We start from the raw sequence: 24,507 nt of genomic DNA, 5'->3' as shown, positions 1-24,507 counted from the left end.
ACCTCCTTAGTTTCCAATTGCAAAGGTAAGAGTACCACTCGCTGCAAGCTTACCATCTACTTCAGCCTTTGCTTCAACCACGGCAATCGTACCACGACGTTTGACAAAAGTAGCCGTCATGACTAATTGATCACCTGGTACAACTTGCTTCTTGAACTTAACCTTGTCCATGCCAGCATAGAAGACCAGTTTCCCTTTATTTTCAGGTTTGGACAATTCCAAGACACCAGCAGTCTGAGCCAAGGCCTCCATGATAAGAACACCTGGCATGACTGGGTATTGAGGAAAATGACCATTAAAGAAAGGTTCGTTGATGGTCACATTTTTAATGGCAACAATGGTATCCTCGCTCACTTCCAAGACACGATCCACTAGGAGCATGGGGTAGCGATGGGGTAGAGCTTCTTTGATTCCTTGAATATCGATCATTTGATACGTACCAATCCTTTACCGAACTCAACCATTTCTTCATTTGAAACGAGAATTTCTGTCACCACACCATCTTTAGGTGCAGGGATTTCATTCATGACTTTCATGGCTTCGATGATCACCAAAGTCTGACCTTTTTTAACACTGTCTCCAACTGTGACAAAGGCAGGTTTATCTGGTCCAGCAGCCAAGTAAGCCACCCCTACAAGTGGGCTTTCAACAACATCACCCTCTGGAGCAACAGTCGTTTCAGCCAGTGCTGGAGATTCTTCCACTGCACTCTCTACTGGAGTTGAAGGGGCAGAAACTACTGGACTTGCAGCTACTGCAGCTGGCACTGGAGCAACTTGAGCTGGTGCTTCAGAAGCCATTCTTGCTTCATTCTTACTAAACTGCAATTCGTCCGTTCCGTTTTTATAAGAAAATTCTCTCAAACTTGATTGGTCAAATTGAGCCATCAAGTCCTTGATTTCATTTAAATTCATAATTATTTATTCTCCCAACGTTTGAAAGCAAGAACCGCATTGTGTCCACCAAAACCAAAAGTGTTTGAAATAGCATAAGGGATTTCTTGCTCCAAGCCTTGTCCATAAACGACATTCGCTTCGATATAGTCTGATAACTCACTTGTTCCAGCTGTCATTGGTACATAGTTATGACGCATGGCTTCAATAGTAGCGATGGCTTCCACTGCCCCTGCAGCACCAAGCAAGTGTCCTGTAAAGGACTTGGTTGAAGATACAGGTACTTCTTTACCAAGGACAGCTACGATCGCACCACTTTCTCCTTTTTCATTAGCAGGAGTTGAAGTTCCGTGGGCATTGACATAAGCCACTTGCTCTGGAGAAATTTCTGCTTCTTCCAAAGCCAACTTCATAGCCTTAATCGCACCTTGACCTTCTGGATGAGGTGAAGTCATATGGTAAGCATCACAGGTATTACCATAGCCAACTACTTCAGCCAAGATGGTCGCCCCACGTTTTTCAGCATGTTCAAGGCTTTCAAGAACCAACATTCCTGAACCTTCTCCCATCACAAATCCGTTACGATCTTTGTCAAATGGGATAGAAGCTCGAGTTGGATCTTCTGTAGTTGATAGGGCGGTCAAAGCTTGGAAACCAGCGATAGCAAAAGGAGTGATAGATGATTCTGATCCACCAACTAACATGACATCTTGGAAACCAAACTTGATAGAACGGAAGGCATCTCCGATGGCATCATTTGATGAGGCGCATGCTGTATTGATTGATTTACAGATACCGTTTGCTCCGAAGCGCATGGCAACATTTCCTGAAGCCATATTTGGCAAGGCTTTTGGAAGTGTCATTGGTTTAACGCGTTTTGGACCTTTTTCATGAAGACGGATAACCTGATCTTCGATTTCTTTAATTCCCCCAATACCAGAAGCCACGATGACACCAAAGCGATCCTTATCGATTGCTTCTACATCAAGATTTGCATTTGTCACCGCTTCTTGAGCCGCATACAAGGCATACAAAGAATAGTTGTCAAAACGGTTGGTATCTTTTTTGACAAAGTATTTATCAAATGGGAAATCTTGAACTTCTGCCGCATTGTGCACAGCAAATTCGCTGTGGTCAAACTTAGTGATTTCTCCAATTCCAATCTTCCCAGTTTGCAAACTGTTCCAAAATTCTTCTGGAGTATTTCCGATAGGAGAGGTCAATCCGTAACCTGTTACTACAACTCGATTTAGTTTCATCTGTCTTACCTATATCTTTCCTTATTTTTTACATGCTAAGTCCGCCATCAACAGCGAGAACTTGTCCAGTCAAATAATCCTGTCCAGCCAGGAACACTGTAGCATCTGCGATATGTTCTGCTTGACCGAAATGTTTCATTGGGATTTGGGCCAATGTCGCTTCCTTGACCTTATCAGACAAAACAGCAGTCATATCTGACTCGATCATCCCTGGTGCAAGAGCATTTACGCGTACGTTGCGATTGGCAACTTCACGTGCAACTGACTTGGTAAAACCAATCAAGCCTGCTTTAGAAGCTGCATAGTTGGCTTGTCCGATATTTCCCATCAAACCGACCACACTCGACATGTTGATAATCGCACCTTCACGTGCCTTGATCATCTGTTTCAAGACTGCTTGCGTCATGTTGAAGGTACCTGTCAAGTTGATTTTAATCACTTTTTCAAAGTCTTCTTCGGTCATCTTGAGCATAAGCGTATCTTGAGTGATCCCAGCATTGTTGACCAAGACATCGACAGAACCGAGTTCCGCAATCGCTTGATCTACCATACGCTTGGCATCTGCAAAGTCTGAAACATCACCTGATATCGGTACTACTTTGACGCCGTAGTTTGAAAACTCAGCCAGCAATTCTTCTGAGATTGCTCCGCGACTATTCAAAACTACATTAGCGCCTAGTTGGGCAAATTTGTGAGCAATGGCAAGTCCGATACCACGGCTTGAACCTGTTACAAAGACATTTTTGTTTGTAAGTTGCATTCTATCTCTCCTATTTCCTGTTGTATTTTGTGGGAGAAGGGATCATTAGTTTTCTAACAAAGCATCCAAGCTTGCTTGGTCTTCAACGTTAGCTAGCTTAGCTGTTTTATCGATTTTTTTGACAAAGCCTGATAGGACCTTACCAGGACCAATTTCAATAAAGTTGGTTACCCCAGCATCCTGCATCACAGCAATACTTTCATAAAAACGAACAGGTTCTTTGACCTGACGCGTCAAAAGCTCTTGGATTCGACCTTTTTCCATAACAGCAGCTTCCGTATTGCCAACTAGTGGGCAAGTGAAATCAGCGAAACTCACTCCCTCAAGAGCTTCAGCTAGTTGCTGACTAGCTGGCTCTAAAAGTGCTGTATGGAAGGGACCAGATACATTTAAAGGAATCAATCGTTTTGCTCCTGCTTCCTGCAAGAGTTCAACTGCGCGGTCAACCGCAGCCACCTCGCCACCGATAACGATTTGGCTTGGGGTGTTGTAGTTAGCTGGAGTCACTACTCCAACTTTAGAGGCTGTTTCACAAGCTTCCTCAATCACTTCAACTGGAGTATTGAGAACCGCAACCATCTTCCCAGAGCCTGCAGGTGCAGCCTCTTCCATATAAGCACCGCGCTTAGCAACCAAGGCAACTGCATCCTCAAAGTCCAAGGCCCCACTTGCTACAAGAGCAGAATATTCCCCAAGAGACAATCCTGCTACCATATCTGGCTGATAACCCTTTTCTTTCAATAGTCGGTAAATAGCAACCGAAGTCGCTAAAATAGCTGGCTGCGTATAGCGAGTCTGGTTTAACTTGGTTTCTTCCTTATCAATCAAGTCACGAAGATCATAACCCAAAACCTGACTGGCTTGGTCAATTGTTTCCTTGACGATAGGATAGCGATCATAGAGATCACGCCCCATTCCTAGATACTGAGCACCTTGACCTGCAAATAGAAAGGCTGTTTTAGTCATTTCTTACAACTCCTGCCCAACGAGAGGCTTCTTCTTGAATTTTTTTGGCTGCGCCATAGTATAGATCTTTTAGGATTTCTTCGACAGTTTCCTCTTTAGAAACCAAACCAGCGATCTGACCTGCCATGACAGATCCACCTTCTACATCTCCATGAACAACGGCTTTAGCAAGAGCACCAGCTCCCATTTGTTCAAAGATTTCTAAATCTGGATTTTCTTGTTTAAAGGCATCTTTTTCAGCCTGCTCAAAGTCACGTGTCAATTGGTTTTTAATGGCACGAACAGCATGTCCAAAGTGTTGAGCTGAAATAGTCGTATCAATATCACGCGCTTTTAAGATTTTTTCCTTGTATTTTGGATGGGCGTTAGATTCCTTAGCTACTACGAAACGCGTACCAACCTGAACAGCCTCAGCTCCAAGCATAAAGCCTGCAGCGACACCTTCACCGTCCGCAATTCCTCCAGCTGCGATAACTGGAATTGAAACAGCTGCAGCAACTTGGCGAACCAAGGTCATCGTCGTCAATTTACCAATATGCCCACCGGCTTCCATTCCCTCTGCAATAACCGCATCTGCACCAATTTTTTCCATGCGTTTTGCCAAAGCAACACTTGGAACAACGGGAATAACTGTAATTCCTGCATCATGGAAACGAGTCATGTATTTACTTGGATTTCCTGCACCAGTTGTAACAACCTTGACCCCTTCTTCAATCACGAGATCAACGATGTCTTCTACAAAAGGTGACAAGAGCATGATGTTGACACCAAAAGGTTTGTCCGTAAGTGATTTGATTTTATCGATATTAGCCTTTACGACCTCTTTAGGTGCATTCCCACCACCGATAATCCCTAGACCACCAGCTTTTGATACTGCACCAGCCAAGTCACCATCAGCAACCCAGGCCATTCCTCCTTGAAAAATAGGATAATCAATGTTCAATAATTCTGTAATACGTGTTTTCATAGTGCCTCCATCATTCCTTGCTTACGTAATAGTTCGACGAGTTTATCATTTGAGTTTCAAACTATTACCTAAACAAGAGGGAGTGGGTTTCCCCTACTCCTTCTAGTAATATGTTAATTATTTTGTTTGCTCTTCAACGTAGGCAACCAAGTCACCAACTGTTTTCAAGTTATCTTCTGCTTCGATTTGGATATCGAAAGCATCTTCGATTTCAGAGATTACTTGGAACAAGTCCAATGAATCTGCATCCAAATCATCAAAAGTAGATTCAAGTGTTACTTCTGATGCGTCTTTCCCAAGTTCTTCAACGATAATTTCTTGTACTTTTTCAAATACTGCCATGATAGGACTCCTTTAAAATATAAAAAATTTATAACTATGTGTTTACCACATGATTACCTAGATTGTAAGAATGAGTGTGCCCCATGTCAAACCTCCACCGAAGCCTGATAGGAGAATCGTCTGGCTACCATCTAAACGAATCTTGCCATTCTCCACACACTCTGAGAGTAAAATCGGGATACTTGCTGCACTGGTATTTCCATACTCCATCATATTGGCAGGAAGCTTGTCTCGGTCTACGCCGATCTTCTTAGCCATCTTATCCAAAATGCGGATATTTGCCTGATGAAGCAAGAGATAATCCAATTCCGATGCTGCGATTGGACCATTTTCAATGGTTCCTTTGATCGATTTAGCAACATCACGATTTGCAAAATCAAAAACTGCTCGTCCATCCATTTTCAAAAAAGCAGGAACTGCTTCTTGATCCGAGAAAGGAGAAGCCAAAGCCGTTTGACCATAGGTCAAACACTCGCTCCGAGAGCCATCTGTATAGAGACTTTCCACAAGGAAGTGCCGTGTTTCGCTCGCTTCCAAGAGAACCCCACCAGCTCCATCCCCAAAGAGAACAGCTGTTGAACGATCTGACCAATCAACTGCCTTGGATAAGGTTTCAGCCCCGATAACAATCCCTTTTTTGAACTGTCCAGAACTTAAAAACTTTTCTGCAGTTGAGAGAGCGAATACAAAGCCACTGCAAGCTGCTGTCAGATCAAAGGCGAAAGCTCTATGCGCTCCGATATTTGCCTGAACTCGAGCTGCTGTGGAAGGCATCATCGAGTCTGGGGTAATCGTCGCTACAATGATAAAATCAATCTGATCCGCTGTTAAGCTCCCTTTAGCCAGCAAGCTCTTAGCAACTTCTGTCGCCAAGTCACTTGTAGACTCTGATTTTGAGATATGTCTCTGTTTAATTCCTGTCCGACTTGAAATCCACTCATCGCTTGTGTCCATGATTTGGGCTAAGTCATGATTAGTGACCACTTGCTCTGGAACATAATGAGCAACCTGGCTTATTTTTGCAAAAGCCATTATTTCAAATCCTCCAAAAATTGATAAAGGTTCGTTAAACCTCTGCCCATGACTTCTTTTTCCTCAGGGCTCATGCCATCGATGATTTTTTCGACCATAGCCTTGTGGAATCGTTTATGAAGGCGGTGAACCAAACGACCTTGCTTTGTCAAATGCAGATAGACCACTCGACGGTCTTGGTCAGAACGAATACGCTCAATATAACCTTTTCTCTCCAGGTTATTCAAACTCGTCGTCACTGTTCCAAGAGTTACCATCAGTTCTTTGGAAACCTTACTTGGCGTTGCCTCCGGGAACTTCCCAATCACATCGATCGTGTGCATTTCTTTGATGGAGATGTCTTTGAATCGACTACCTCGTAAGCTAACCTCCTCAATCACAAGGACGTTATTAAAAATAGATGTTAGATAATCATTTACTTGTTGGTAGTCCAAATCGTTTCCCTCCCCCTCAAAAAACTTTTACAATCAAAACATTTGATAAAAGAAGTATAACAAACTTCAAAAAATTGTGCAAGTATTTTTTCACATTCCTGTAAATTTTGGTCTTCTTCTTTCAGAATGCGCTCGAACCCCTTCTTTGAAATCTTCAGTTAGAGATAACGATTCTTGTAGTTTCAATTCTAATTCGGCATAATTCTGCCAATCCTTGAATTGACTTTCCCAAACTAACTTTTTAATCGCTGCGTATGAGTTTGCTGAACCTCTTCTTAATTTTTTCAGAACCTGTTCTCTTGTTTTTTCTAATTTGTCAACTTCACAAACACGGTATACCACGCCCCATTCTAGCGCTTTTTCAGCAGTCAAAGCTTCACCTGTCATGGCAAGTTGTGCAGCCCGTGTTACCCCGATACTACGACTCAAGAGATGAATCCCACCAGCGTCTGGCGCCAATCCAACTCCGACAAAGGCTTGAATGAATTTTGCCTTGTCAGTCGCTAAACAGAAATCAACTGCTACTGCCATATTTGCTGCAGCACCAGCAACCGCTCCATCTACCTCCATCAAAACAGGTTTTGGAATTTGCTTGATTTTAAAAGAAATTGTATTGACTAATTCTGCAATCTTATTCAAAGAAGGGATATCATCTTCGTCTACTGCTCGTTTCATCTCAACCAAGTCTCCCCCAACTGAAAAAACCTTCCCATTAGCATTAATCAAGATGAACTGCACAGCTTGATCCTGCTCTGCTAGAGTCAAAGCTTCTAAAATCTCCTCACACATTGGGATATGGAAACCATTTGCCACTTCGGGACGATTCAAAGTAATGATAGCCAGATCATCTACGATCTGATATAAGATATGATTCATAGCTTCTCCTTTTCTTTTATAAGGCAATAAAATTGTTTTATTATCAAAGTATACCTTTTTTTGGATAAAGAGGCAAGGAAAAACTAAAGGAAAGTGTCTCAGCTGATTATTTACCCATCATTTATGAGTGTGAGTAAAATTTGACACTCTTACTTTTAAATCGTTATCGCTTTTCAGAATAAGTTAGTGTTTTCTTCTATTATAATAGGAAGTTATTTTCTTCATTGAAAAATGCCCCTCTTTCTGCTATAATCGTATAAAATACTTACTTGAGGAGTCCTTATGAAGGTTGTAAAATTTGGCGGAAGCTCGCTTGCCTCTGCTGGTCAGTTAGAAAAAGTCTTAAATATCGTTAAAAGTGATAAAGAACGCCGTTTTGTAGTCGTTTCTGCACCCGGCAAACGCAATGCTGAAGATACCAAGGTAACTGATGCCTTGATCAAATACTATCGTGACTATGTGGCTGGAAATGACATCAGTGCTAGCCAAAGCTGGATCATTGACCGTTATGCCGCTATGGTTAGTGAACTTGGGTTAAAACCTGCTGTTTTAGAAAAAATCTCTAAAAGCATTCGGGCCTTGGCAACTCTTCCTATAGAGGACAATGAATTTCTCTATGATACCTTCCTAGCGGCTGGAGAAAATAACAATGCCAAACTCATTGCAGCCTACTTTAACCAAAACGGTATCGATGCACGCTATGTTCACCCAAGAGAAGCTGGAATTGTTGTCACAAGTGAACCAGGAAACGCACGCATCATTCCATCTAGTTATGACAAGATTGAAGGCTTGGCTGATAGCAACGAAGTCCTTGTCATCCCTGGTTTCTTTGGTGTGACTAAGGAAAATCAAATCTGTACTTTTTCACGTGGAGGCTCAGATATTACAGGTTCTATCATTGCAGCAGGTGTTAAGGCTGATCTCTATGAGAACTTTACAGACGTAGATGGTATCTTTGCTGCCCATCCTGGTATTATCCACCAACCACACTCCATTCCTGAATTAACCTACCGTGAAATGCGTGAGTTGGCTTACGCTGGATTTTCAGTTCTTCATGACGAAGCCCTTCTTCCTGCCTACCGAGGAAAAATTCCTCTTGTCATCAAGAATACCAACAACCCTGACCACCCAGGAACACGCATTGTTTTAGAACACAGTAGTGATAAATTCCCAGTAGTAGGGATTGCAGGTGACTCAGGATTCGTCAGCATCAACATGTCAAAATACCTCATGAACCGTGAAGTCGGGTTTGGTCGCAAGGTTCTGCAAATCCTTGAGGATCTCAATATCGGTTGGGAACACATGCCTACAGGTATCGACGATCTTTCAATCATCCTCCGCTCCCGCGAATTGACTCCTATCAAAGAAGAAGAAATTCTACGTCAACTCGTTCAAAAGGCTGAGGTGGACCATGCTGAAATCGAACATGACCTTTCCATCATTATGATTGTTGGAGAAAAGATGAAGAGTCATATCGGGGTAACTGCTACTGCAACACGGGCTTTGTCTGAGAATAAAATCAACATCCAGATGATGTCACAAGGTTCAAGCGAAGTTTCCATCATGTTTGTTGTCAATAAAGAGCAAGAGAAGGCCGCTATCAAGGCTCTCTATCATGCCTTTTTCGATGAAAGTAAGGAAGACTAATCATGGCCCAATCACTCAATCAAGTCATTGACCTCCAAACTACTGGGACATCTTACCTCTCTATCTCTGGAAAAGTTGGAAAATTTCTAGTTGGGGATCAAGCCTTAGAGTTTTATCCTGATGTCAATGTCGAACAATATATCCAAATCCCCTGGTCCAGCATTCAGCAAATCGGAGCCAACGTAAGTGGTCGCAAGATCAGCCGCCACTTTGAAGTCTTCACTGATCAAGGAAAATTTCTCTTTGCTTCAAAAGACTCTGGAGCTATCCTCAAAATCGCTCGGGAAAAATTAGGAAACGACAAGGTCGTGAAACTTCCGACTCTACTCCAGACCATTGGACAAAAACTTAAAAATCTATTTGCAAAAAAGTAGAAACTTTAGTATAATCATAGCAACGGATAAGTAGGTTATCCTCTTCTTTCAGAAAGTCTGCGGGTGTTGCGAGCAGATAGGAGGGATAGGTGAAATTCTACCGTTGTTCACAATTAAATACAGAATCAAGTGCACACCTGTGAAGTTGGATGGAACCGTGGCCCTGCCACTCCAACACTTTGTCAGGTGTGCTTTTTTTCATAAAGGAGTTCTTATGTTAGATATTAAACGTATTCGTACAGATTTTGATGCTGTCGCTGAAAAATTAGCTACACGTGGTGTAGATGCTGCTATCTTAAATGAGATGAAAGAAATCGATGCTAAACGTCGTGACATCTTGGTCAAGGTTGAAACTCTAAAAGCAGAACGTAACACTGTTTCTGCTGAGATTGCCCAAGCCAAGCGCAACAAGGAAAATGCCGATGACAAGATTGCTGCTATGCAAACCCTATCTGCTGAAGTCAAAGCCTTGGATGCTGAATTGGGGGAAATCGATGCTAAATTGACAGAATTTACCACGACTCTTCCAAACATCCCAGCTGACAGCGTTCCTGTTGGAGCTGATGAGGACGATAATGTGGAAGTTCGCCGTTGGGGAACTCCGCGCGAGTTTGACTTTGAACCAAAAGCTCACTGGGATCTTGGTGAAGACTTGGGTATCCTTGACTGGGAACGTGGAGCAAAAGTTACTGGTGCTCGCTTCCTCTTCTATAAAGGACTTGGGGCTCGTTTGGAACGTGCTATCTACAACTTTATGTTGGACGAGCATGGAAAAGAGGGCTATACTGAAGTCATCACACCATACATGGTTAACCATGACTCAATGTTTGGTACTGGTCAATATCCAAAATTCAAGGAAGATACTTTTGAATTGAAAGACACTAATTATGTCCTTATTCCTACGGCTGAAGTGCCTCTGACAAACTACTACCGTGATGAAATCCTTGACGGTAAAGACCTACCAATCTACTTTACCGCTATGAGTCCATCATTCCGTTCTGAGGCTGGTTCTGCTGGTCGTGATACACGTGGTTTGATTCGTCTGCACCAATTCCACAAGGTTGAAATGGTCAAATTTGCCAAACCAGAAGAATCATACGAAGAATTGGAAAAAATGACAGCAAACGCTGAAAATATTCTTCAAAAACTCAACCTTCCATACCGTGTCGTTGCGCTCTCTACTGGAGATATGGGCTTCTCAGCTGCCAAGACTTATGACTTGGAAGTTTGGATTCCCGCCCAAAATACCTATCGTGAAATCTCAAGTTGTTCAAATACAGAAGATTTCCAAGCCCGTCGTGCCCAAATCCGTTACCGTGATGAAGCCGATGGCAAGGTGAAACTCCTTCACACCTTGAACGGTTCTGGACTTGCAGTTGGACGTACAGTGGCTGCCATTCTTGAAAACTATCAAAATGAAGATGGTTCTGTAACCATTCCAGAAGCACTTCGTCCATATATGGGTGGAGCTGAAGTTATCAAACCATAAAAAAAGGCCTAGCTATTTCTAGCTAGACCTTTTTTCGTAACCAAATCAGATAACCAACCAAGACAAAGAATAAAATAGTGAGGCATATAACAGTTTCAGCAAACACCAGATAATCCAGAAATGGAAGTTTCAAGATCCCCTGAGCCATCTTGAGCGAAGTAGCTGTGATAATGGTTGGGAAGGTGAGGGCTGAGAAGGCTGGTTGAAAGCCTTGTTTTAAAATATTGGGCAGGCGAGTTAAAACAAAGAAAAAGAAGGACTGAGATGCCAAAATCATGACAATCAAGAGCCAAGTCGGTAGGCCTGCTCCTCCAACTCGAACTAGAGAAGCTAAGAGTAGGGAAAAGGGAGCACAGTAGATTCCTTCCTGTCCAAGCAAGGCCACTGGGAGTGGATCTTTCTTTAAATCGCTATAAATAAGCGGATAGAGATAGAAGGTCAAGACAAAACCAAAACTCAAGGTCGCATAGGCAATCTCAATAATGCCTACCAGAGGATAGGTCAAGGCTGCTACTGCTATTCCCACATAGAGTACCGTCCAACTTGGAGTCGCATTGACCCTCCGACCCGGACAGGCAAATTTGATGGTAAAAGTAGCAATCAACGCCAAATCCAAGAGAAAGGAAAACCACCAGATTCCTTGTGCTAGCAAAGAAAGAGCAGGGAATACGCGAAAAACATAGGTCGATAAAATCATCCCAGCCATAGGAAAAGTGGCCATCCCAGATAAAAGAGGGGGCTTGGTCAATTCTTGCTTGGTTTCTTCCCAATTAAAAAGATGGAGAATCAGAAAGAAAAGCCACAACACTAGACCAGTCAGGCTCAATAAATGCGACAGAACAGGCAAAGTATCTGCAATCAGATTTCCTGCACCTGCTAAACCTAATAAACAGCCAGAGAATACTAAGGGTAGCTTTTTCATCCGAGCCTCCAATAATCATGTTATTATTAGTATAGCATAAAAGCGCTTAAAATAGCATAGAAAAATGAAGACTGGATTGCTCAGTCTTCATTTTTTCTTTCTGATTCGAACTAGGCATACGGTTGTAATTCTGGGTTAATAGGCGTATTGGCTAGATTGTTGGCATAGTTGCAGAGGCTGGCAAGACTAACACCGAGAACCACGTCCAAGGCATTTTGTTGCGTGTAACCAGCTTGCAAAAATTCAGCCAAGGCTTCATCTCCTACACGCCCTTTGGTATTGATGACCGCCAAGGTAAACTTAGCTAGAGTATCTAGTTTTGGATCTGTTTCAATCGGAGTGCGGTTGCGAAGGGCTTGGAGAAGATCATCATTCATCTGGATTTGTTTGATTGAAAAGGCAGTATGTCCAGCCACGCAGAAAGCGCAACCATTGGTTACGGCTGCCGTGATTTGCACTACTTCACGCTCTACTGGTGTTAAGCTATTGCGACGGTTGATGGCTCCGACAGTTCGGTAGGCTTCAAGCGCGGTAGGAGCGTTAGCCAAGAGACCGATTAGGTTGGGAATATAGCCATTGTTATCTTTTTGTACTGTTTCAAGAACTTCTTTCACTTCTGCTGGTGCTGATTCTACTGTGTGGATGGTAAATGTTGTCATAAGAAACCTCTTTTCATTTTATTGTCATTTAGTCTATCATAGAATTTCCCCCTTGGATAATATATATTTTCAATCGCCTTGATAGGAAATGTCTATGAAATGAAAAAATCACACTAAAAGTGTGATTGGGTTAGTGTTTAAAATACTTTTTAGTCTCAGCAATGACGACTGGCGACAAGACCAAGAGGGCAATCAAGTTTGGCAGAGCCATCAAGGCGTTGACGATATCTGCGATAATCCAAACCATATCCAACTCGATAAATCCTCCCAACAAGACCATGACTACAAAGACTACACGATAGAGCCAGATAAAACGAACACCAAAGAGAAACTCAAAACAGCGCTCTCCGTAATAGTTCCATCCGAGGATCGTCGTAAAGGCAAAGAGCACAAGGAAGATGGTCAAAAGAGCAGGTCCAAAGTGTGAAAAAACTGTTGAAAAGGCTGACTGGGTCAAGGCAACTCCATTCAAATCACCACTCCAAACACCAGTTACCAAGATTGTCAGACCTGTCAGAGTACAGATAATCAAAGTATCAATAAAGGTTCCTGTCATGGAAATCAAGCCTTGCTCGACAGGCTCATTAGTCTTAGCTGCAGCCGCTGCAATGGGAGCAGAACCAAGACCAGATTCGTTCGAAAAGACTCCTCGCGCCACACCATTCTGGATAGCCATCCGAATACTGGCACCTGCAAAACCACCTACCGCAGCAGTTGGACTAAAGGCTGAAGTAAAGATGAGGGCAAGTGTGGCTGGGATTTTCTCGATATTAAAGAGAATAACTGTAAGAGTCCCTAAAATATAGACAATAGCCATAAAAGGAACCACTGCTGTCGAAACTTTTGATATGGATTTGAGGCCACCAAAAACGGCAATCCCTACAAAAATGGATAAAATCAGAGCTGTGATTGCTGGATCAACTTGGGCTGTATTTTGAATGGATTCTGTAATCGAATTGACTTGGGTAAAGGTACCAATCCCTAGAAGGGCTACCAATACACCCGCTAGGGCAAAGAAGATAGCAAGTGGACGCCACTTTTCTCCCATCCCCAAAAGGATGTAATGCATGGGTCCTCCAGCTACAGCTCCATTTGCATCCTTAGTACGGTATTTGATAGCAAGCAAGCCTTCGGCATATTTGGTCGCCATCCCAAAGAAGGCCGCCATCCACATCCAAAAGAGGGCCCCTGGTCCTCCAACCTTAATGGCTGTCGCTACCCCGATGATATTTCCCGTACCAACTGTGGCTGCTAGAGCCGTACAGAGAGCAGCAAAGCTCGACACATCGCCGTGCCCCTTGTCCTTGGTAAAGATCAACTGAAAGGCCTTAGGGAGACGAGTAACCTGCAAAAGGCCCAGTCGGATGGTCAAATAGATACCCGTTCCGACCAATAAGATCAAGAGGGGAGGCCCCCAAGCAAAAGCATCAAGCGCTTTAAGCAATTCTAACATGTCCTTCTCCTATCGTTCAACCCCAAAAGAAAGAGCACATGCAAGATACATGTACTCTGGAATGCTTAGATAAATGCCAAAAAGCGGTCTATCCTAGCTCTGTCCTTTTACCTGAGAGTTTGAGCAGTTACCTGCCTTGCCCCTTCGGTGCCTTTACGGTCTCTCCAGAGTTCCGTCCATTTACAGTCATGGAAAACAAACCTTTCTCCACTTCTATTAAACTTCATTCGGTGTTGGTATTTAATTTTTTATTATTTTACAAGAAAAGTTAGCCCTTGTCAATATATTCTATGAAATTTTTTGACTTTTCACTTCTTTTTTCAGAAAGAGTGAATCCTTCTTCTCTCTATCCTTTAAAGGTTACAATGGTGGCGCCACTGCCTCCAGCATTTTGTGGAGCATAGCCGAAACTCTTGACATGCTTGTTTCTTTGCAGGTATTTGGTGACGCCCTCACGGATGACTCCCGTACCGATACCGTGGATGATGTCGACTTGCGCCATGTTATTGAGCAGGGCTTGGTCGATAAAGGCGTCCAGCTCATTCATGGCCTCTTCGTACCGTTTGCCACGAAGATCCAGTCTCGCTTGTGGGCCACGACCAGATGCACGTTTGACGACATTGACTTGTTTTTTCTTGACTAGGGCTTCTTGCTGGGCCTGAACAAGGTCAAATTCTTTCTCTTCCAAGGTCATCTTGATCAAACCGACTTGGGCTTCCCAACGGCCGTCCTTAAGTTGATTGGTCAAGGTTCCACGCTGACCATAACTGAGGACCACAATGTCATCTCCCACCTTTGGAGCTCGTTTTTTCTTGGCTTTTTGAAGGACCTTGTTTTTAGACAAGTAGACTTTTTCAGGGGCCAGTTTTTTCAGCTCAGCCTTGGCCTCAATGATTTCGTGGGGTTTGAGTTGAGACTTGCTGTGAAGATTCTTGAGAATCTGGTCACTCTCATTTAGAGCAAGTTCCACAATCTCGGCAGCCTGTTCACGCGCCTTGTTGAGCTCAGTTTCCTTCTCGCGATTGAGTTCATTATAGAGCTTTTTGAGTGCTCGGTTCATCTTGAGGTTTTCTTGCTCCACCTCACGAATATTGTCCAAGCGTTTGCGACTTTCAAGCGTTTGCTCTTCTAATTGCTCAATGATACGGTTGACATCATTATCTTGATTAACCTGCTGGCTGGCATCTCCTACGATGACATCTGACAAGCCCAGGCGTTTGGCAATTTCAAAGGCATTGCTTCGGCCAGGAACTCCCTGCATAAAGCGATAGGTCGGACGCAGACTTGCTGTATCAAACTCCATGCTGGCATTTTGCACAAAGGCTGTTTCGATACCGTAGGCCTTGAGCTCTGGATAGTGGGTCGTCGCCATGGTCTTGACCTGACGCAGACGAAGATCCTCCAGAATAGCCATAGCAAGGGCTGCTCCTTCCTGTGGATCGGTACCAGCCCCGAGCTCATCTAGCAATAAGAGCGAGTGCTGATTGACCTTGCCAAGAATATCTACGATATTGGTCATGTGGCTGGAGAAGGTAGACAAACTTTGTTCGATAGACTGCTCATCCCCGATATCGGCAAAGATTTCTTCGAAAATACCGACACGGCTTCCTTTATCAGCTAAGATTGGCAAGCCAGATTGGGCCATAAGTTGAGTCAAGCCCAGGGTTTTGAGCATGATGGTCTTCCCACCTGTATTGGGACCTGTAATGACAATGGCCGTTAATTCCTTACCAAAGTGTACATCGTTCGCGACAGCATTTTTGACCAAAGGATGGCGAACATGAAGGAGTTGAATCTCTTGGTTCTCTGAAAGTTGAGGAACAACTGCTTGTCTTTCTTGGATGAAACGCACCTTGGCACGAATCAGATCCAGATGGCCGATAATCCAAGCGTCATTAGCAATCTCAGCAGCATGAGGACGAACCCGTTCCGATAGTTCCTGCAGGATGCGAATCATCTCATAGCGTTCATCAGCTCGCAGACTAGCGATTTCTTCGCTCAGCTTGACCACCTCACGTGGCTCGATATAAACCGTATTACCACTAGCAGAGATGTCATGGACAACACCTGCAATCTTATTGCGATAGGTGTTCTTGACTGGTAAGACTTGACGGCCATTTCGGCTAGCGATTATGCCTTCCGTCAACATCTGCGCTTTTTGCTTGAGTAAGTCTTGCAAGACATCTCGAACTTGACTCTCGCTATCATGGATTTTCCGACGGATGCGTGCTAGCTCTTCACTGGCGAAATTTTCGATAAATCCTGCATCATTTAGAGATTGAAGACTCCCTTGCAAGTGTGGGAACTCATGCAGTTTTTCAAACCATCTCGCCAACTGCTCCAAGCGTACATTTTCAAGATTGGCATAAAAACTTTGCAACTCTCTGCTAGCAAACAAGACTCGTTTGAGGAGCAGGAACTCCTCAATATTGAGATCCGCCCCCATCTCCAGACGCTTGCAGACAGCTGAAATCTCACGTGTCGCTAGGATGGTAAAGTGGGGTTGCTCCACAAAAAGGGCTTGCATTTCCTCCATCTCTGTAAAGGCTTGTTTGATCTTATCCACCTTGGCAGTTGGAACCAAGCCTTTTAGCTCCTCTAGACCTTGTTCTGTCAAGAGATGCGGTTCAAACAAGGCTTTGATTTTATTAAATTCTAAGGTTTCTAGTATTTTTGTATTCATATTTTTTCCTTATATGCTGGTTTACAAGATTATAGCAACTAGGGGTTTTGACTTAGTCGTCCAATCTGTAAACAAAGGGCTAGGAAAAATCCCGCCCTTTTTATCCGATTAAATTTGTCACCCAGAGTTGTTTGATAAGGTTTGTCGTAAAAGGGACACTTTGGATGATGTGTTTGGCTACTATACTTTTTTCGAGTGAATTTTGAATGACTGCCAGAGGCACTGTTGCAAGGATGGTCAGAGCCATTTGCAAGACAAATAAGGTTACCAATAGAGACAAAAGGCCTGATCCGATACGCAACCATTTGACATCAAGCTTTTTAGTTGGAATCAAGTGCAGGAACAAACCGATAAAACGTCCGATAGTGTAGCAAATCCCAAAAACTAGAAGATAGGCTAGACCTGCATAAAAGACCTTGTCTAGATGAAAAAGCTGGTCTGAAGGGAAGAAAAAGGTGCCCTGTCCTTCCTGAGGATTGGCATAAGGGACAAGTAAGTGGAAGTGATCTCCCAATGATTTATAAAACTGTCCCGCAACAAAGGCTGAAATCACTGCCACGAGGAAATAATAAACTTGCAGGACCAAACCTCTACGGTAGCCGATGTAAAAGCCCCAAGCCAGAACCAATAAGAGTAGGATTGAAATCATAGGGAATCCTCAATCTTGCTCTGTTCTTGTTTGACAGCAATCAACTTGTGGCGGAGTTCTAACAACTCTTGCTCCTTGTCATCAAATTCAATCTCACGGTTGAGTTGTGTAGACAGACAATTGACCGCCAAAAGAAGCGCAATGGTTTCATCATCCGCCCCAGGCATTTGTTCTTTAATTGCTTGGTATTTCTCAGTCGCAACCTTGGCAATTTCCTCCATAAAGAGGTTGTCATGCTCGGTTGTTAAGGTTAATGTCTTTTTCCCGAATGTAAACTTATATCGATTTAGATTTGCCATAAAATTCACCTCACGATATTATACCAAATTTCGCTAACTTTGTCAGTTTTTACCAATTCTCCTGCTTTTGTGGTACAATAGAGACTATGGCAAGTATCACACTCACACCAAGTGAACAGGAAATTCAGAGCTTTTTAAGTCAGTATCAGAAGGCTCTCAGTCCTAGTAAAAATCCTTATATTCGCTATTTTTTGAGACTGCCTCAGGCAACGGTTTCCATCTATACTTCTGGAAAAGTCCTCCTTCAGGGCGAAGCTGCTGAGCAGTACGCCAGTTTCTTTGGCTATCAAGTTGTAGAGGAAACCAGTGGACAAGATTTCCCTATGATTGGGACTGATGAGGTGGGAAATGGTTCCTACTTTGGTGGGCTGGCTGTTGTGGCTTCCTTCGTGACACCTGACCAGCACGACTTCTTGCGAAAACTCGGTGTGGGGGATTCCAAGACTCTGACAGACCAAAAGATTCGTCAGATTGCCCCTATCCTCAAGGAAAAAATCCAGCACCAAGCGCTCCTCCTTTCACCGAGCAAGTACAACGAAGTTATCGGAGAGCGTTACAATGCTGTTTCTGTAAAGGTTGCCCTTCACAATCAGGCTATCTTTCTCCTGCTTCAAAAAGGAGTCCAGCCAGAAAAAATCGTGATTGATGCTTTTACAAGCCCTAAAAACTATGACAAGTACTTGGCGCAAGAAGCCAACCGTTTTCCAAACAAAATTAGCTTAGAAGAAAAAGCCGAGGGAAAATACCTGGCTGTTGCAGTTAGCTCCATCATTGCGCGTGATCTCTTCCTCGAAAACTTGGAAAATCTTGGACGAGAACTGGGCTACCAACTGCCAAGTGGCGCTGGAACTGCATCTGATAAGGTTGCAAGCAAAATCCTTCAAGCCTATGGTATGAAGGGACTTCATTTCTGCGCCAAACTGCATTTTAAAAACACTGAAAAAGCCAAAACACTTCTAGAAAGGTAAATTATGAATTTGTTTAAAACATTTCTAAAAGAATGGGGAGTTTTCTTCCTGATTATCGCACTGGTCGGTCTTAGCCGTATCTTTCTTTGGAGCAATGTCCGTGTAGAAGGACACTCGATGGACCCTACCCTAGCTGACGGAGAAGTTCTCTTCGTTGTTAAACACCTCCCAATTGACCGCTTCGACATTGTAGTTGCGCATGAGGAAGAAGGAAATAAAGACATTGTCAAAAGGGTCATCGGTATGCCTGGAGATACCATCCGCTACGAAAATGACAAACTCTTTATCAACGATAAAGAAACGGATGAACCCTACCTAGCTGAATACCTCAACTTGTTCAAAACAGAAAAGTTGCAAAATACCTATACTGGCAAAGGATTTGAAGGAAACAAAGGAGTCTACTTTAGAGAACTTGCTCAAAAAGCACAAGCCTTTACGGTCGATGTCAATTCCAATACCAGCTTCAGCTTTACTGTCCCTCAAGGCGAGTACCTTCTTCTTGGTGACGATCGTCTAGTCTCTAGCGACAGCCGCCATGTTGGTACCTTCAAGGCTAGCGAAATCAAAGGCGAAGCAAAATTCCGTTTCTGGCCACTTAACCGTATCGGAACTTTTTAAGATAAGGAAGAGGCCGAGAATGCTAAGTCTCAGTCTCTTTTTCTATTGCGAGAAGAAGGACTTTTAGTCTCCTAGCTTGTTGAAAGAAGCTAAGGGTCCAACTCTCACGAACTCATGTAAAGGAAACCTATGGAAGTTTATTTTTCAGGCACCATTGAACGGATTATTTTTGAAAATCCCAGTAATTTTTATCGCATTCTCCTCCTAGATATCGAAGATACGGACGCGGAGGACTTTGACGATTTTGAAATCATCGTTACAGGAACCATGGCTGATGTAATTGAGGGTGAAGACTATACTTTTTGGGGGCAAATCATTCAGCACTCCAAGTATGGAGAACAGCTTCAGATCAGCCGTTATGAGCGGGCAAAACCAACTAAAAATGGGCTAGTCAAGTACTTTTCTAGTAGCCATTTCAAAGGAATTGGTCTCAAAACGGCCCAAAAAATCGTTGATAGCTATGGTGAAAATACCATTGACGAAATTCTGGAACATCCTGAAAAGCTGGAAAGTATTGCAGGACTCTCTGCCAAAAACCGTGAGGCTTTTGTTTCCACCCTCCGTCTCAACTACGGAACAGAGATGGTCTTGGCAAAACTAGCTAACTACGGCATTCCCAATAAACTAGCCTTTCAGATTCAAAACTTTTACAAGGAAGAAACGCTGGATATTGTCGAAAACTATCCCTACCAGTTGGTTGAGGATATCAAGGGATTGGGCTTTACCATTGCTGACCAATTAGCCGCCGAACTAGGCATCGAAAGTCAAGCCCCTGAACGTTTCCGTGCTGGCCTTGTCCACAGTCTTTTTCAGGGATGTATGGATACGGGCAATACCTATATGGAAGCCCGAGATTTGCTGGAACAGACCCTGACTCTCCTCGAGTCTTCCCGTCCCGTGGAACTCGATCCCAGCCAAGTAGCTCAGGAATTATCTCATTTGATTGAAGAAGACAAGGTTCAGCAGATTGATACCAAAATCTTTGATAATAGCCTCTTTTTCGCTGAAGAAGGCATCCGCAGTCACTTGGTTCGTATCCTTGAAAAAGGAAAACAAAAGAGTCATGATTTGGAAACCATTCAAAAGCATATCGCTAGCGTCGAGAAAGAACTGGGTATCCAATACGATAGTATCCAAAAGCAAGCTATCTGTGATGCTATCCAGAACAAGGTCTTTATCCTAACAGGTGGACCTGGTACTGGTAAGACGACTGTTATCAATGGGATTATCGCTGTTTATGCCCTCTTAGAAGGGCTTGATCTCAGGAAGAAAAGCAGTCTGCCGATTCTTCTAGCAGCTCCAACTGGTCGAGCGGCTCGGCGCATGAATGAATTGACAGGTTTGCCTAGCGCGACCATCCACCGCCATTTGGGAATGACGGGTGATGATGATACCAGCCATCTGGAAGATTATCTGGATGCCGATTTTATCATTGTAGATGAGTTTTCCATGGTGGATACTTGGCTAGCTAACCAACTCTTCTCCAACATCTCTTCTAACAGTAAAATACTCATCGTGGGCGATAGCGACCAGCTACCTTCTGTTAGTCCCGGACAAGTCCTGGCTGACCTGCTCCAGATACCCCTGATTCCTCAGACTCGTTTGGAACGGATTTACCGTCAGAGTGAAGAATCAACTATCGTCACCTTAGCTAGCCAGATTCGACAAGGCATCTTGCCAGCAGATTTCACCCAGAAAAAAGCTGATCGCTCCTACTTTGAAATCGCTAGTGGCCATATCCCAGCTACCATTGAAAAAATCCTCGGTGCTGCCCTCAGAAGTGGCATTCCGGCTCGCGATATTCAGGTGCTAGCGCCTATGTATCGAGGAACTGCTGGTATTGACGCCATCAACCAACTCATGCAAGACCTGCTCAATCCTCAGCAAAAGGGGCAAGTTAGCTTTGAAGCAACTCAGTGTCACTATCGAACAGGGGACAAGGTCATTCACCTAGTCAACGACGCTGAAGTCAATGTCTTTAATGGAGACCTAGGCTACATCACAGACCTAATTCCTGGTAAATACACCGAGTCCAAACAAGACGAGATTGTCATTGATTTTGATGGCAATGAGGTCATCTACCCACGTAACGAATGGTACAAGATTCGACTAGCCTATGCCATGAGTATTCATAAATCTCAGGGGAGTGAGTTTCCCGTTGTCATCCTGCCCATCACCAGTGCTAGCAAGCGCATGCTGGAGCGAAATCTCATCTACACAGCTATCACACGGGCCAAGAGCAAGCTCATCCTTCTTGGCGAATTACAGGCCTTTGACTATGCAGTCAAGCATATCGGGACTGCCCGCAAGACCTATCTGATTGAGCGTTTCAGTGATTTAATTGAAACTAATATTGAAGAAAGCAAACAAGCCTTCTCTGAAACTGCCACACCAAGTGACTCTGAACAATTCTACATCCTCACCGAGGAAAACTGGTCTAGCATCCCAGCCATGATCGGGATTACAGATGCAGACCTCAAAGAGATTTTTGGAAAATAGTGCAACAGAAAACCCACCTAGTCAGGTGGGCTTTTTCTCTTTTAAGATTATTTAACTGTTGCAGTGCTTGTGATCAATTCAACAGCTTTTTTGATAGTGATATCGTGTTTCAACATGTCAGCTGAAAGCAAGTTTTGTACTTGTGCAACTTCCATGTTGTAGTCTGCTGCCAATTGCTCGATTTCTTTTTGGATTTCTTCTTCTGAAGCGTCAAATCCTTCAGCCTTGGCAACTGCTTCGATAACAAGGTTAGTCTTCGTACGTGACTCAGCTTCTGCTTCGTATTGTTTGTGAAGGTCTTCTTGAGTAGTTCCTGTGATTTGGAAGTACATGTCAGGGTTGATACCTTGGCGTTGCAAGTTTCCAAGGAATTCATTTACTGAACGGTGAACTTCTTCATGGATCATTTCTTCTGGAAGTTCTACGATTTCAGCGTTTTCTACAGCTTTATCGATTGCTGCACCTTCAACGGCATCTTTGTAAGCTTCTTCTTTCGCAGCAGTCAATTCTTTGCGGTATTTTTCTTTCAATTCGTCAAGAGTTTCCACTTCTTCGTCGATATCTTTTGCAAGTTCATCATCAAGAGCTGGAACTTCTTTAGCTTTTACTTCGTGGATAGTTGTTACGAATTTAGCTTCTTTACCTGCAAGGTCTTCTGCTTGGTAGTCTTCTGGGAATGTTACGATAACATCAACAGTTTCGCCAGCTGAGTGACCTACCAATTGGTCTTCGAAACCAGGGATGAATTGACCTGATCCAAGTCCAAGTGAGAAGTTTTCACCTTTTCCACCGTCAAATTCAACACCATCGATAGAACCAACGAAGTCAATCACAACAGTGTCGCCATTTTCAGCAGCGCCTTCTTTGATAACCAATTCAGCCAAGTTGTTGCGTTCGCGTTCGATACGTTCTTCAACGTCAGCGTCAGTTACTTCTTTTTCTACATCTACTGATACTTCAAGGTTTTTGTAGTCGCCCAATTTTACTTCAGGTTTTGTCACGACTTCAGCTGTGATAACCCAGTCTTGACCTTTTTCCATTGAAGTCACGTCAATTTTTGGTTGAGCAACCACTTCAAGACCAGCTTCTTTTACTGCAGCTTCATAAGCGTTTGGCAAAAGTGCGTTCATTGCATCTTGATAAAGAGCTTCTTCACCAAATTTTTGGTCGAAGATAGGGCGTGGAAGGTGACCTTTACGGAAACCAGGAACGTTAAGAGTTTTCTTTACTGAGTTAAATACACGGTCCAATTCTGGTTTGATTTGGTCTTGAGAGATTGTGAAAGTCAAGACACCACGGTTTGTTTCTTTGTTTTCAAATGATACAGACATTCTGTCATTTCTCCTTAAAATTTTTTAAATACAGTCTATTATAGCATAAACCACGGTTAATTTTCAAGTAATGAATGCGCTTTTCAATGATGCTAAAGGTACTTGCTTGCTTCCCTGATACTGAGTTCAGCCATTCTTTCCCTGTTTTTTTCGATGAAGCTTGCTACCCATTCCGGATTGGTTTTGGAGTAGTCTCTTAGGGCCCAACCGATGGCTTTGTTGATAAAAAATTCGGTCTGGTCCAGATTATTGAGCAGGATCTTTTCCATTAGTTGAACATCCGTCTTCTCTTTTCTTAACAACTGGTGGTCAATAGCGACTCGCCTCAGCCAGATATTGTCTGATAGGCTCCATTTGAGGATGATTTCTCCCAGTTCTGGCTTGTCATATACCAAACTTCCTACTACTCGGTCTAGGATATCTACTGTGTCCCACCAGGATTTGGTTACGACTAGACGCTCAAGCTTAGGCAAATCGTTCTCCGTCAAATAAGACTGCATAGCTTTCAAATAGTTGGCAGCCACATATTGATATTCTCTAGCATCCTTTTCCCAGCAAGTGTCTACAAAATCCCAATAGATGAGCTTTGTTTTTTTCGCACTTGGAAAGTATTTTTTGTAGAGGGCATTTCTTTCAGGAGCTGCAATACCTAAAAAGGAAAATTGGTATCGCATATAGGCTTCCATTGGGCCTGCTTTCTCAGGATCTTTCGCCGCTTCTAGCTCCTCAAGTAAATCTGCAAGACTCATCTAAAAGTCCTCCCGCCCTACCAAGTGGTGTTGAAAGGCATAGACCGCAGCCTGGGTGCGATCGCTGACCTCAAGCTTGGCTAGAATGTTGGATACATGGGTCTTGACCGTCTTGAGGGAGATAAAGAGTTCATCTGCAATGCGCTGATTTTCGTAGCCCTTGGCAATCAGTTGAAGCACATCTCGTTCACGCGCAGTCAGATCCTCATGAAGTTCCATATGATTGCGGTGGTATTCGACCTTCTTGCTGACCTCTTGTTCAATAGCAAGCTCTCCAGCAGCAACCTTACGAACAGCGTGCAGCAATTCGTCTGCACTAGAAGTCTTGAGCATATAACCTTTGGCACCCGCATTCAAGACAGGCATGATTTTTTCATTGTCTAGGTAAGAGGTCACAATCAAAATCTTGGCTTCAGGCCATTCTTTGAGAATAGCCAGGGTTGCATCAATCCCATTCATCTCAGGCATGACAATATCCATGACAATGACATCTGGACGCAGTTCCAAGGCCAACTCAATACCTTGAGCCCCATTGGCAGCCTCGCCCACAACTTCCACATCGTCTTGGAGATTAAAATAGCTTTTCAAGCCCAATCGGACCATTTCATGGTCATCTACCAGTAAAATTTTCATCTCTA

The 24,507-nt window shown here is 43.4% G+C and carries 25 protein-coding genes and 1 riboswitch; of the genes, 6 read left to right on the top strand and 19 right to left on the bottom strand.

Going from position 1 to position 24,507, the window contains the following annotated elements; translation table 11 throughout:
* Window positions 1–6 precede the first annotated feature (6 nt).
* The 10 genes from fabZ to GMD1S_RS00220 form a co-directional block, all read right to left on the bottom strand.
* On the bottom strand, window positions 7–429 hold the full coding sequence (gene fabZ / locus GMD1S_RS00265; protein WP_000565515.1) for a 3-hydroxyacyl-ACP dehydratase FabZ: 423 nt from the start codon (window positions 427–429) through the stop codon (window positions 7–9).
* Window positions 426–914, bottom strand: a complete 489-nt coding sequence (gene accB / locus GMD1S_RS00260; RefSeq protein ID WP_001052298.1) for an acetyl-CoA carboxylase biotin carboxyl carrier protein — start codon at window positions 912–914, stop codon at window positions 426–428. The genes fabZ and accB overlap by 4 nt, the downstream gene beginning before the upstream one ends.
* Before the next feature lie 2 nt (window positions 915–916).
* Window positions 917–2,152, bottom strand: coding sequence for a beta-ketoacyl-ACP synthase II (fabF, locus tag GMD1S_RS00255; protein WP_000774052.1), 1,236 nt, complete (start codon window positions 2,150–2,152; stop codon window positions 917–919).
* Between the two features lie 28 nt (window positions 2,153–2,180).
* Window positions 2,181–2,912, bottom strand: a complete 732-nt coding sequence (fabG, locus tag GMD1S_RS00250; protein WP_001177614.1) for a 3-oxoacyl-[acyl-carrier-protein] reductase — start codon at window positions 2,910–2,912, stop codon at window positions 2,181–2,183.
* 45 nt (window positions 2,913–2,957) lie between these two features.
* Complete coding sequence (fabD, locus tag GMD1S_RS00245) at window positions 2,958–3,878, bottom strand: ACP S-malonyltransferase (RefSeq protein WP_000167649.1); 921 nt, start codon at window positions 3,876–3,878, stop codon at window positions 2,958–2,960.
* Window positions 3,871–4,845 (bottom strand): enoyl-[acyl-carrier-protein] reductase FabK, encoded by a 975-nt coding sequence (fabK, locus tag GMD1S_RS00240; protein ID WP_000857452.1) that lies wholly within the window; start codon window positions 4,843–4,845, stop codon window positions 3,871–3,873. The genes fabD and fabK overlap by 8 nt, the downstream gene beginning before the upstream one ends.
* A gap of 117 nt (window positions 4,846–4,962) precedes the next feature.
* Window positions 4,963–5,187: an acyl carrier protein gene (locus tag GMD1S_RS00235; RefSeq protein ID WP_000257840.1), complete on the bottom strand. Its 225-nt coding sequence runs from the start codon at window positions 5,185–5,187 to the stop codon at window positions 4,963–4,965.
* A 57-nt stretch (window positions 5,188–5,244) separates the two neighbouring features.
* Window positions 5,245–6,219: a beta-ketoacyl-ACP synthase III gene (locus GMD1S_RS00230; protein ID WP_000852965.1), complete on the bottom strand. Its 975-nt coding sequence runs from the start codon at window positions 6,217–6,219 to the stop codon at window positions 5,245–5,247.
* Window positions 6,219–6,653 (bottom strand): fatty acid biosynthesis transcriptional regulator FabT, encoded by a 435-nt coding sequence (locus GMD1S_RS00225; protein WP_000386338.1) that lies wholly within the window; start codon window positions 6,651–6,653, stop codon window positions 6,219–6,221. Before GMD1S_RS00225 ends, GMD1S_RS00230 begins: the two co-directional genes overlap by 1 nt.
* A gap of 90 nt (window positions 6,654–6,743) precedes the next feature.
* Window positions 6,744–7,529, bottom strand: a complete 786-nt coding sequence (locus GMD1S_RS00220) for an enoyl-CoA hydratase (RefSeq protein WP_001015588.1) — start codon at window positions 7,527–7,529, stop codon at window positions 6,744–6,746.
* Between the two features lie 282 nt (window positions 7,530–7,811).
* Here GMD1S_RS00220 and GMD1S_RS00215 point away from each other — a divergent pair, with 282 nt between their 5' ends.
* The 3 genes from GMD1S_RS00215 to serS all read left to right on the top strand — a co-directional run bounded on the left by GMD1S_RS00215 (window position 7,812) and on the right by serS (window position 11,039).
* A complete protein-coding gene (locus tag GMD1S_RS00215; protein ID WP_000869633.1) occupies window positions 7,812–9,176 on the top strand; it encodes an aspartate kinase in 1,365 nt (454 codons plus the stop codon).
* Between the two features lie 2 nt (window positions 9,177–9,178).
* The gene (locus tag GMD1S_RS00210; protein ID WP_000079379.1) at window positions 9,179–9,550 is read left to right on the top strand and encodes a DUF956 family protein; all 372 of its coding nucleotides are present in this window, start codon (window positions 9,179–9,181) and stop codon (window positions 9,548–9,550) included.
* Window positions 9,551–9,764: 214 nt separating this feature from the next.
* Entirely contained in the window at window positions 9,765–11,039 is a 1,275-nt protein-coding gene (gene serS / locus GMD1S_RS00205; protein ID WP_000884221.1) for a serine--tRNA ligase, read from the top strand.
* 22 nt (window positions 11,040–11,061) lie between these two features.
* Here the strand turns inward: serS and GMD1S_RS00200 are convergent, their stop codons facing one another.
* The 6 genes from GMD1S_RS00200 to zapA all read right to left on the bottom strand — a co-directional run bounded on the left by GMD1S_RS00200 (window position 11,062) and on the right by zapA (window position 17,704).
* Window positions 11,062–11,961: a TDT family transporter gene (locus tag GMD1S_RS00200; RefSeq protein WP_000735936.1), complete on the bottom strand. Its 900-nt coding sequence runs from the start codon at window positions 11,959–11,961 to the stop codon at window positions 11,062–11,064.
* A 110-nt stretch (window positions 11,962–12,071) separates the two neighbouring features.
* Window positions 12,072–12,620 carry a carboxymuconolactone decarboxylase family protein gene (locus tag GMD1S_RS00195; RefSeq protein WP_000206775.1) on the bottom strand — a complete coding sequence of 183 codons (549 nt, stop codon included), beginning with the start codon at window positions 12,618–12,620 and terminating at the stop codon, window positions 12,072–12,074.
* 130 nt (window positions 12,621–12,750) lie between these two features.
* Window positions 12,751–14,073 (bottom strand): alanine/glycine:cation symporter family protein, encoded by a 1,323-nt coding sequence (locus GMD1S_RS00190; protein WP_000891440.1) that lies wholly within the window; start codon window positions 14,071–14,073, stop codon window positions 12,751–12,753.
* An 89-nt stretch (window positions 14,074–14,162) separates the two neighbouring features.
* A riboswitch (glycine riboswitch) is annotated at window positions 14,163–14,251 on the bottom strand.
* A gap of 168 nt (window positions 14,252–14,419) precedes the next feature.
* Window positions 14,420–16,756, bottom strand: coding sequence for an endonuclease MutS2 (locus tag GMD1S_RS00185; protein WP_001092930.1), 2,337 nt, complete (start codon window positions 16,754–16,756; stop codon window positions 14,420–14,422).
* 100 nt (window positions 16,757–16,856) lie between these two features.
* Window positions 16,857–17,405: a CvpA family protein gene (locus tag GMD1S_RS00180; protein ID WP_000623539.1), complete on the bottom strand. Its 549-nt coding sequence runs from the start codon at window positions 17,403–17,405 to the stop codon at window positions 16,857–16,859.
* Complete coding sequence (gene zapA / locus GMD1S_RS00175; protein WP_000002028.1) at window positions 17,402–17,704, bottom strand: cell division protein ZapA; 303 nt, start codon at window positions 17,702–17,704, stop codon at window positions 17,402–17,404. Before zapA ends, GMD1S_RS00180 begins: the two co-directional genes overlap by 4 nt.
* Window positions 17,705–17,790: 86 nt before the next feature.
* Between zapA and rnhC the strand changes: the two genes are divergently transcribed.
* From rnhC to GMD1S_RS00160, 3 genes are all read left to right on the top strand, one after another.
* Window positions 17,791–18,672 (top strand): ribonuclease HIII, encoded by an 882-nt coding sequence (gene rnhC / locus GMD1S_RS00170; RefSeq protein ID WP_000146901.1) that lies wholly within the window; start codon window positions 17,791–17,793, stop codon window positions 18,670–18,672.
* 3 nt (window positions 18,673–18,675) lie between these two features.
* Window positions 18,676–19,290, top strand: coding sequence for a signal peptidase I (lepB, locus tag GMD1S_RS00165; protein WP_001048171.1), 615 nt, complete (start codon window positions 18,676–18,678; stop codon window positions 19,288–19,290).
* A 129-nt stretch (window positions 19,291–19,419) separates the two neighbouring features.
* Window positions 19,420–21,789 carry an SF1B family DNA helicase RecD2 gene (locus GMD1S_RS00160; protein WP_000454452.1) on the top strand — a complete coding sequence of 790 codons (2,370 nt, stop codon included), beginning with the start codon at window positions 19,420–19,422 and terminating at the stop codon, window positions 21,787–21,789.
* A 47-nt stretch (window positions 21,790–21,836) separates the two neighbouring features.
* Here the strand turns inward: GMD1S_RS00160 and tig are convergent, their stop codons facing one another.
* The 3 genes from tig to GMD1S_RS00145 all read right to left on the bottom strand — a co-directional run bounded on the left by tig (window position 21,837) and on the right by GMD1S_RS00145 (window position 24,502).
* Window positions 21,837–23,120: a trigger factor gene (gene tig / locus GMD1S_RS00155; RefSeq protein WP_000116504.1), complete on the bottom strand. Its 1,284-nt coding sequence runs from the start codon at window positions 23,118–23,120 to the stop codon at window positions 21,837–21,839.
* 92 nt (window positions 23,121–23,212) lie between these two features.
* A complete protein-coding gene (locus GMD1S_RS00150) occupies window positions 23,213–23,869 on the bottom strand; it encodes a DNA alkylation repair protein (protein ID WP_000050038.1) in 657 nt (218 codons plus the stop codon).
* Window positions 23,870–24,502, bottom strand: coding sequence for a response regulator transcription factor (locus tag GMD1S_RS00145; protein ID WP_000698451.1), 633 nt, complete (start codon window positions 24,500–24,502; stop codon window positions 23,870–23,872).
* Window positions 24,503–24,507 lie beyond the last annotated feature (5 nt).

Origin of the sequence: Streptococcus sp. GMD1S (assembly GCF_000296875.1) — a bacterium.
Lineage (GTDB): Bacteria > Bacillota > Bacilli > Lactobacillales > Streptococcaceae > Streptococcus.
Note: the sequence above shows the minus strand (reverse complement) of the source record. Positions and strands in the feature narration are given on the sequence as shown.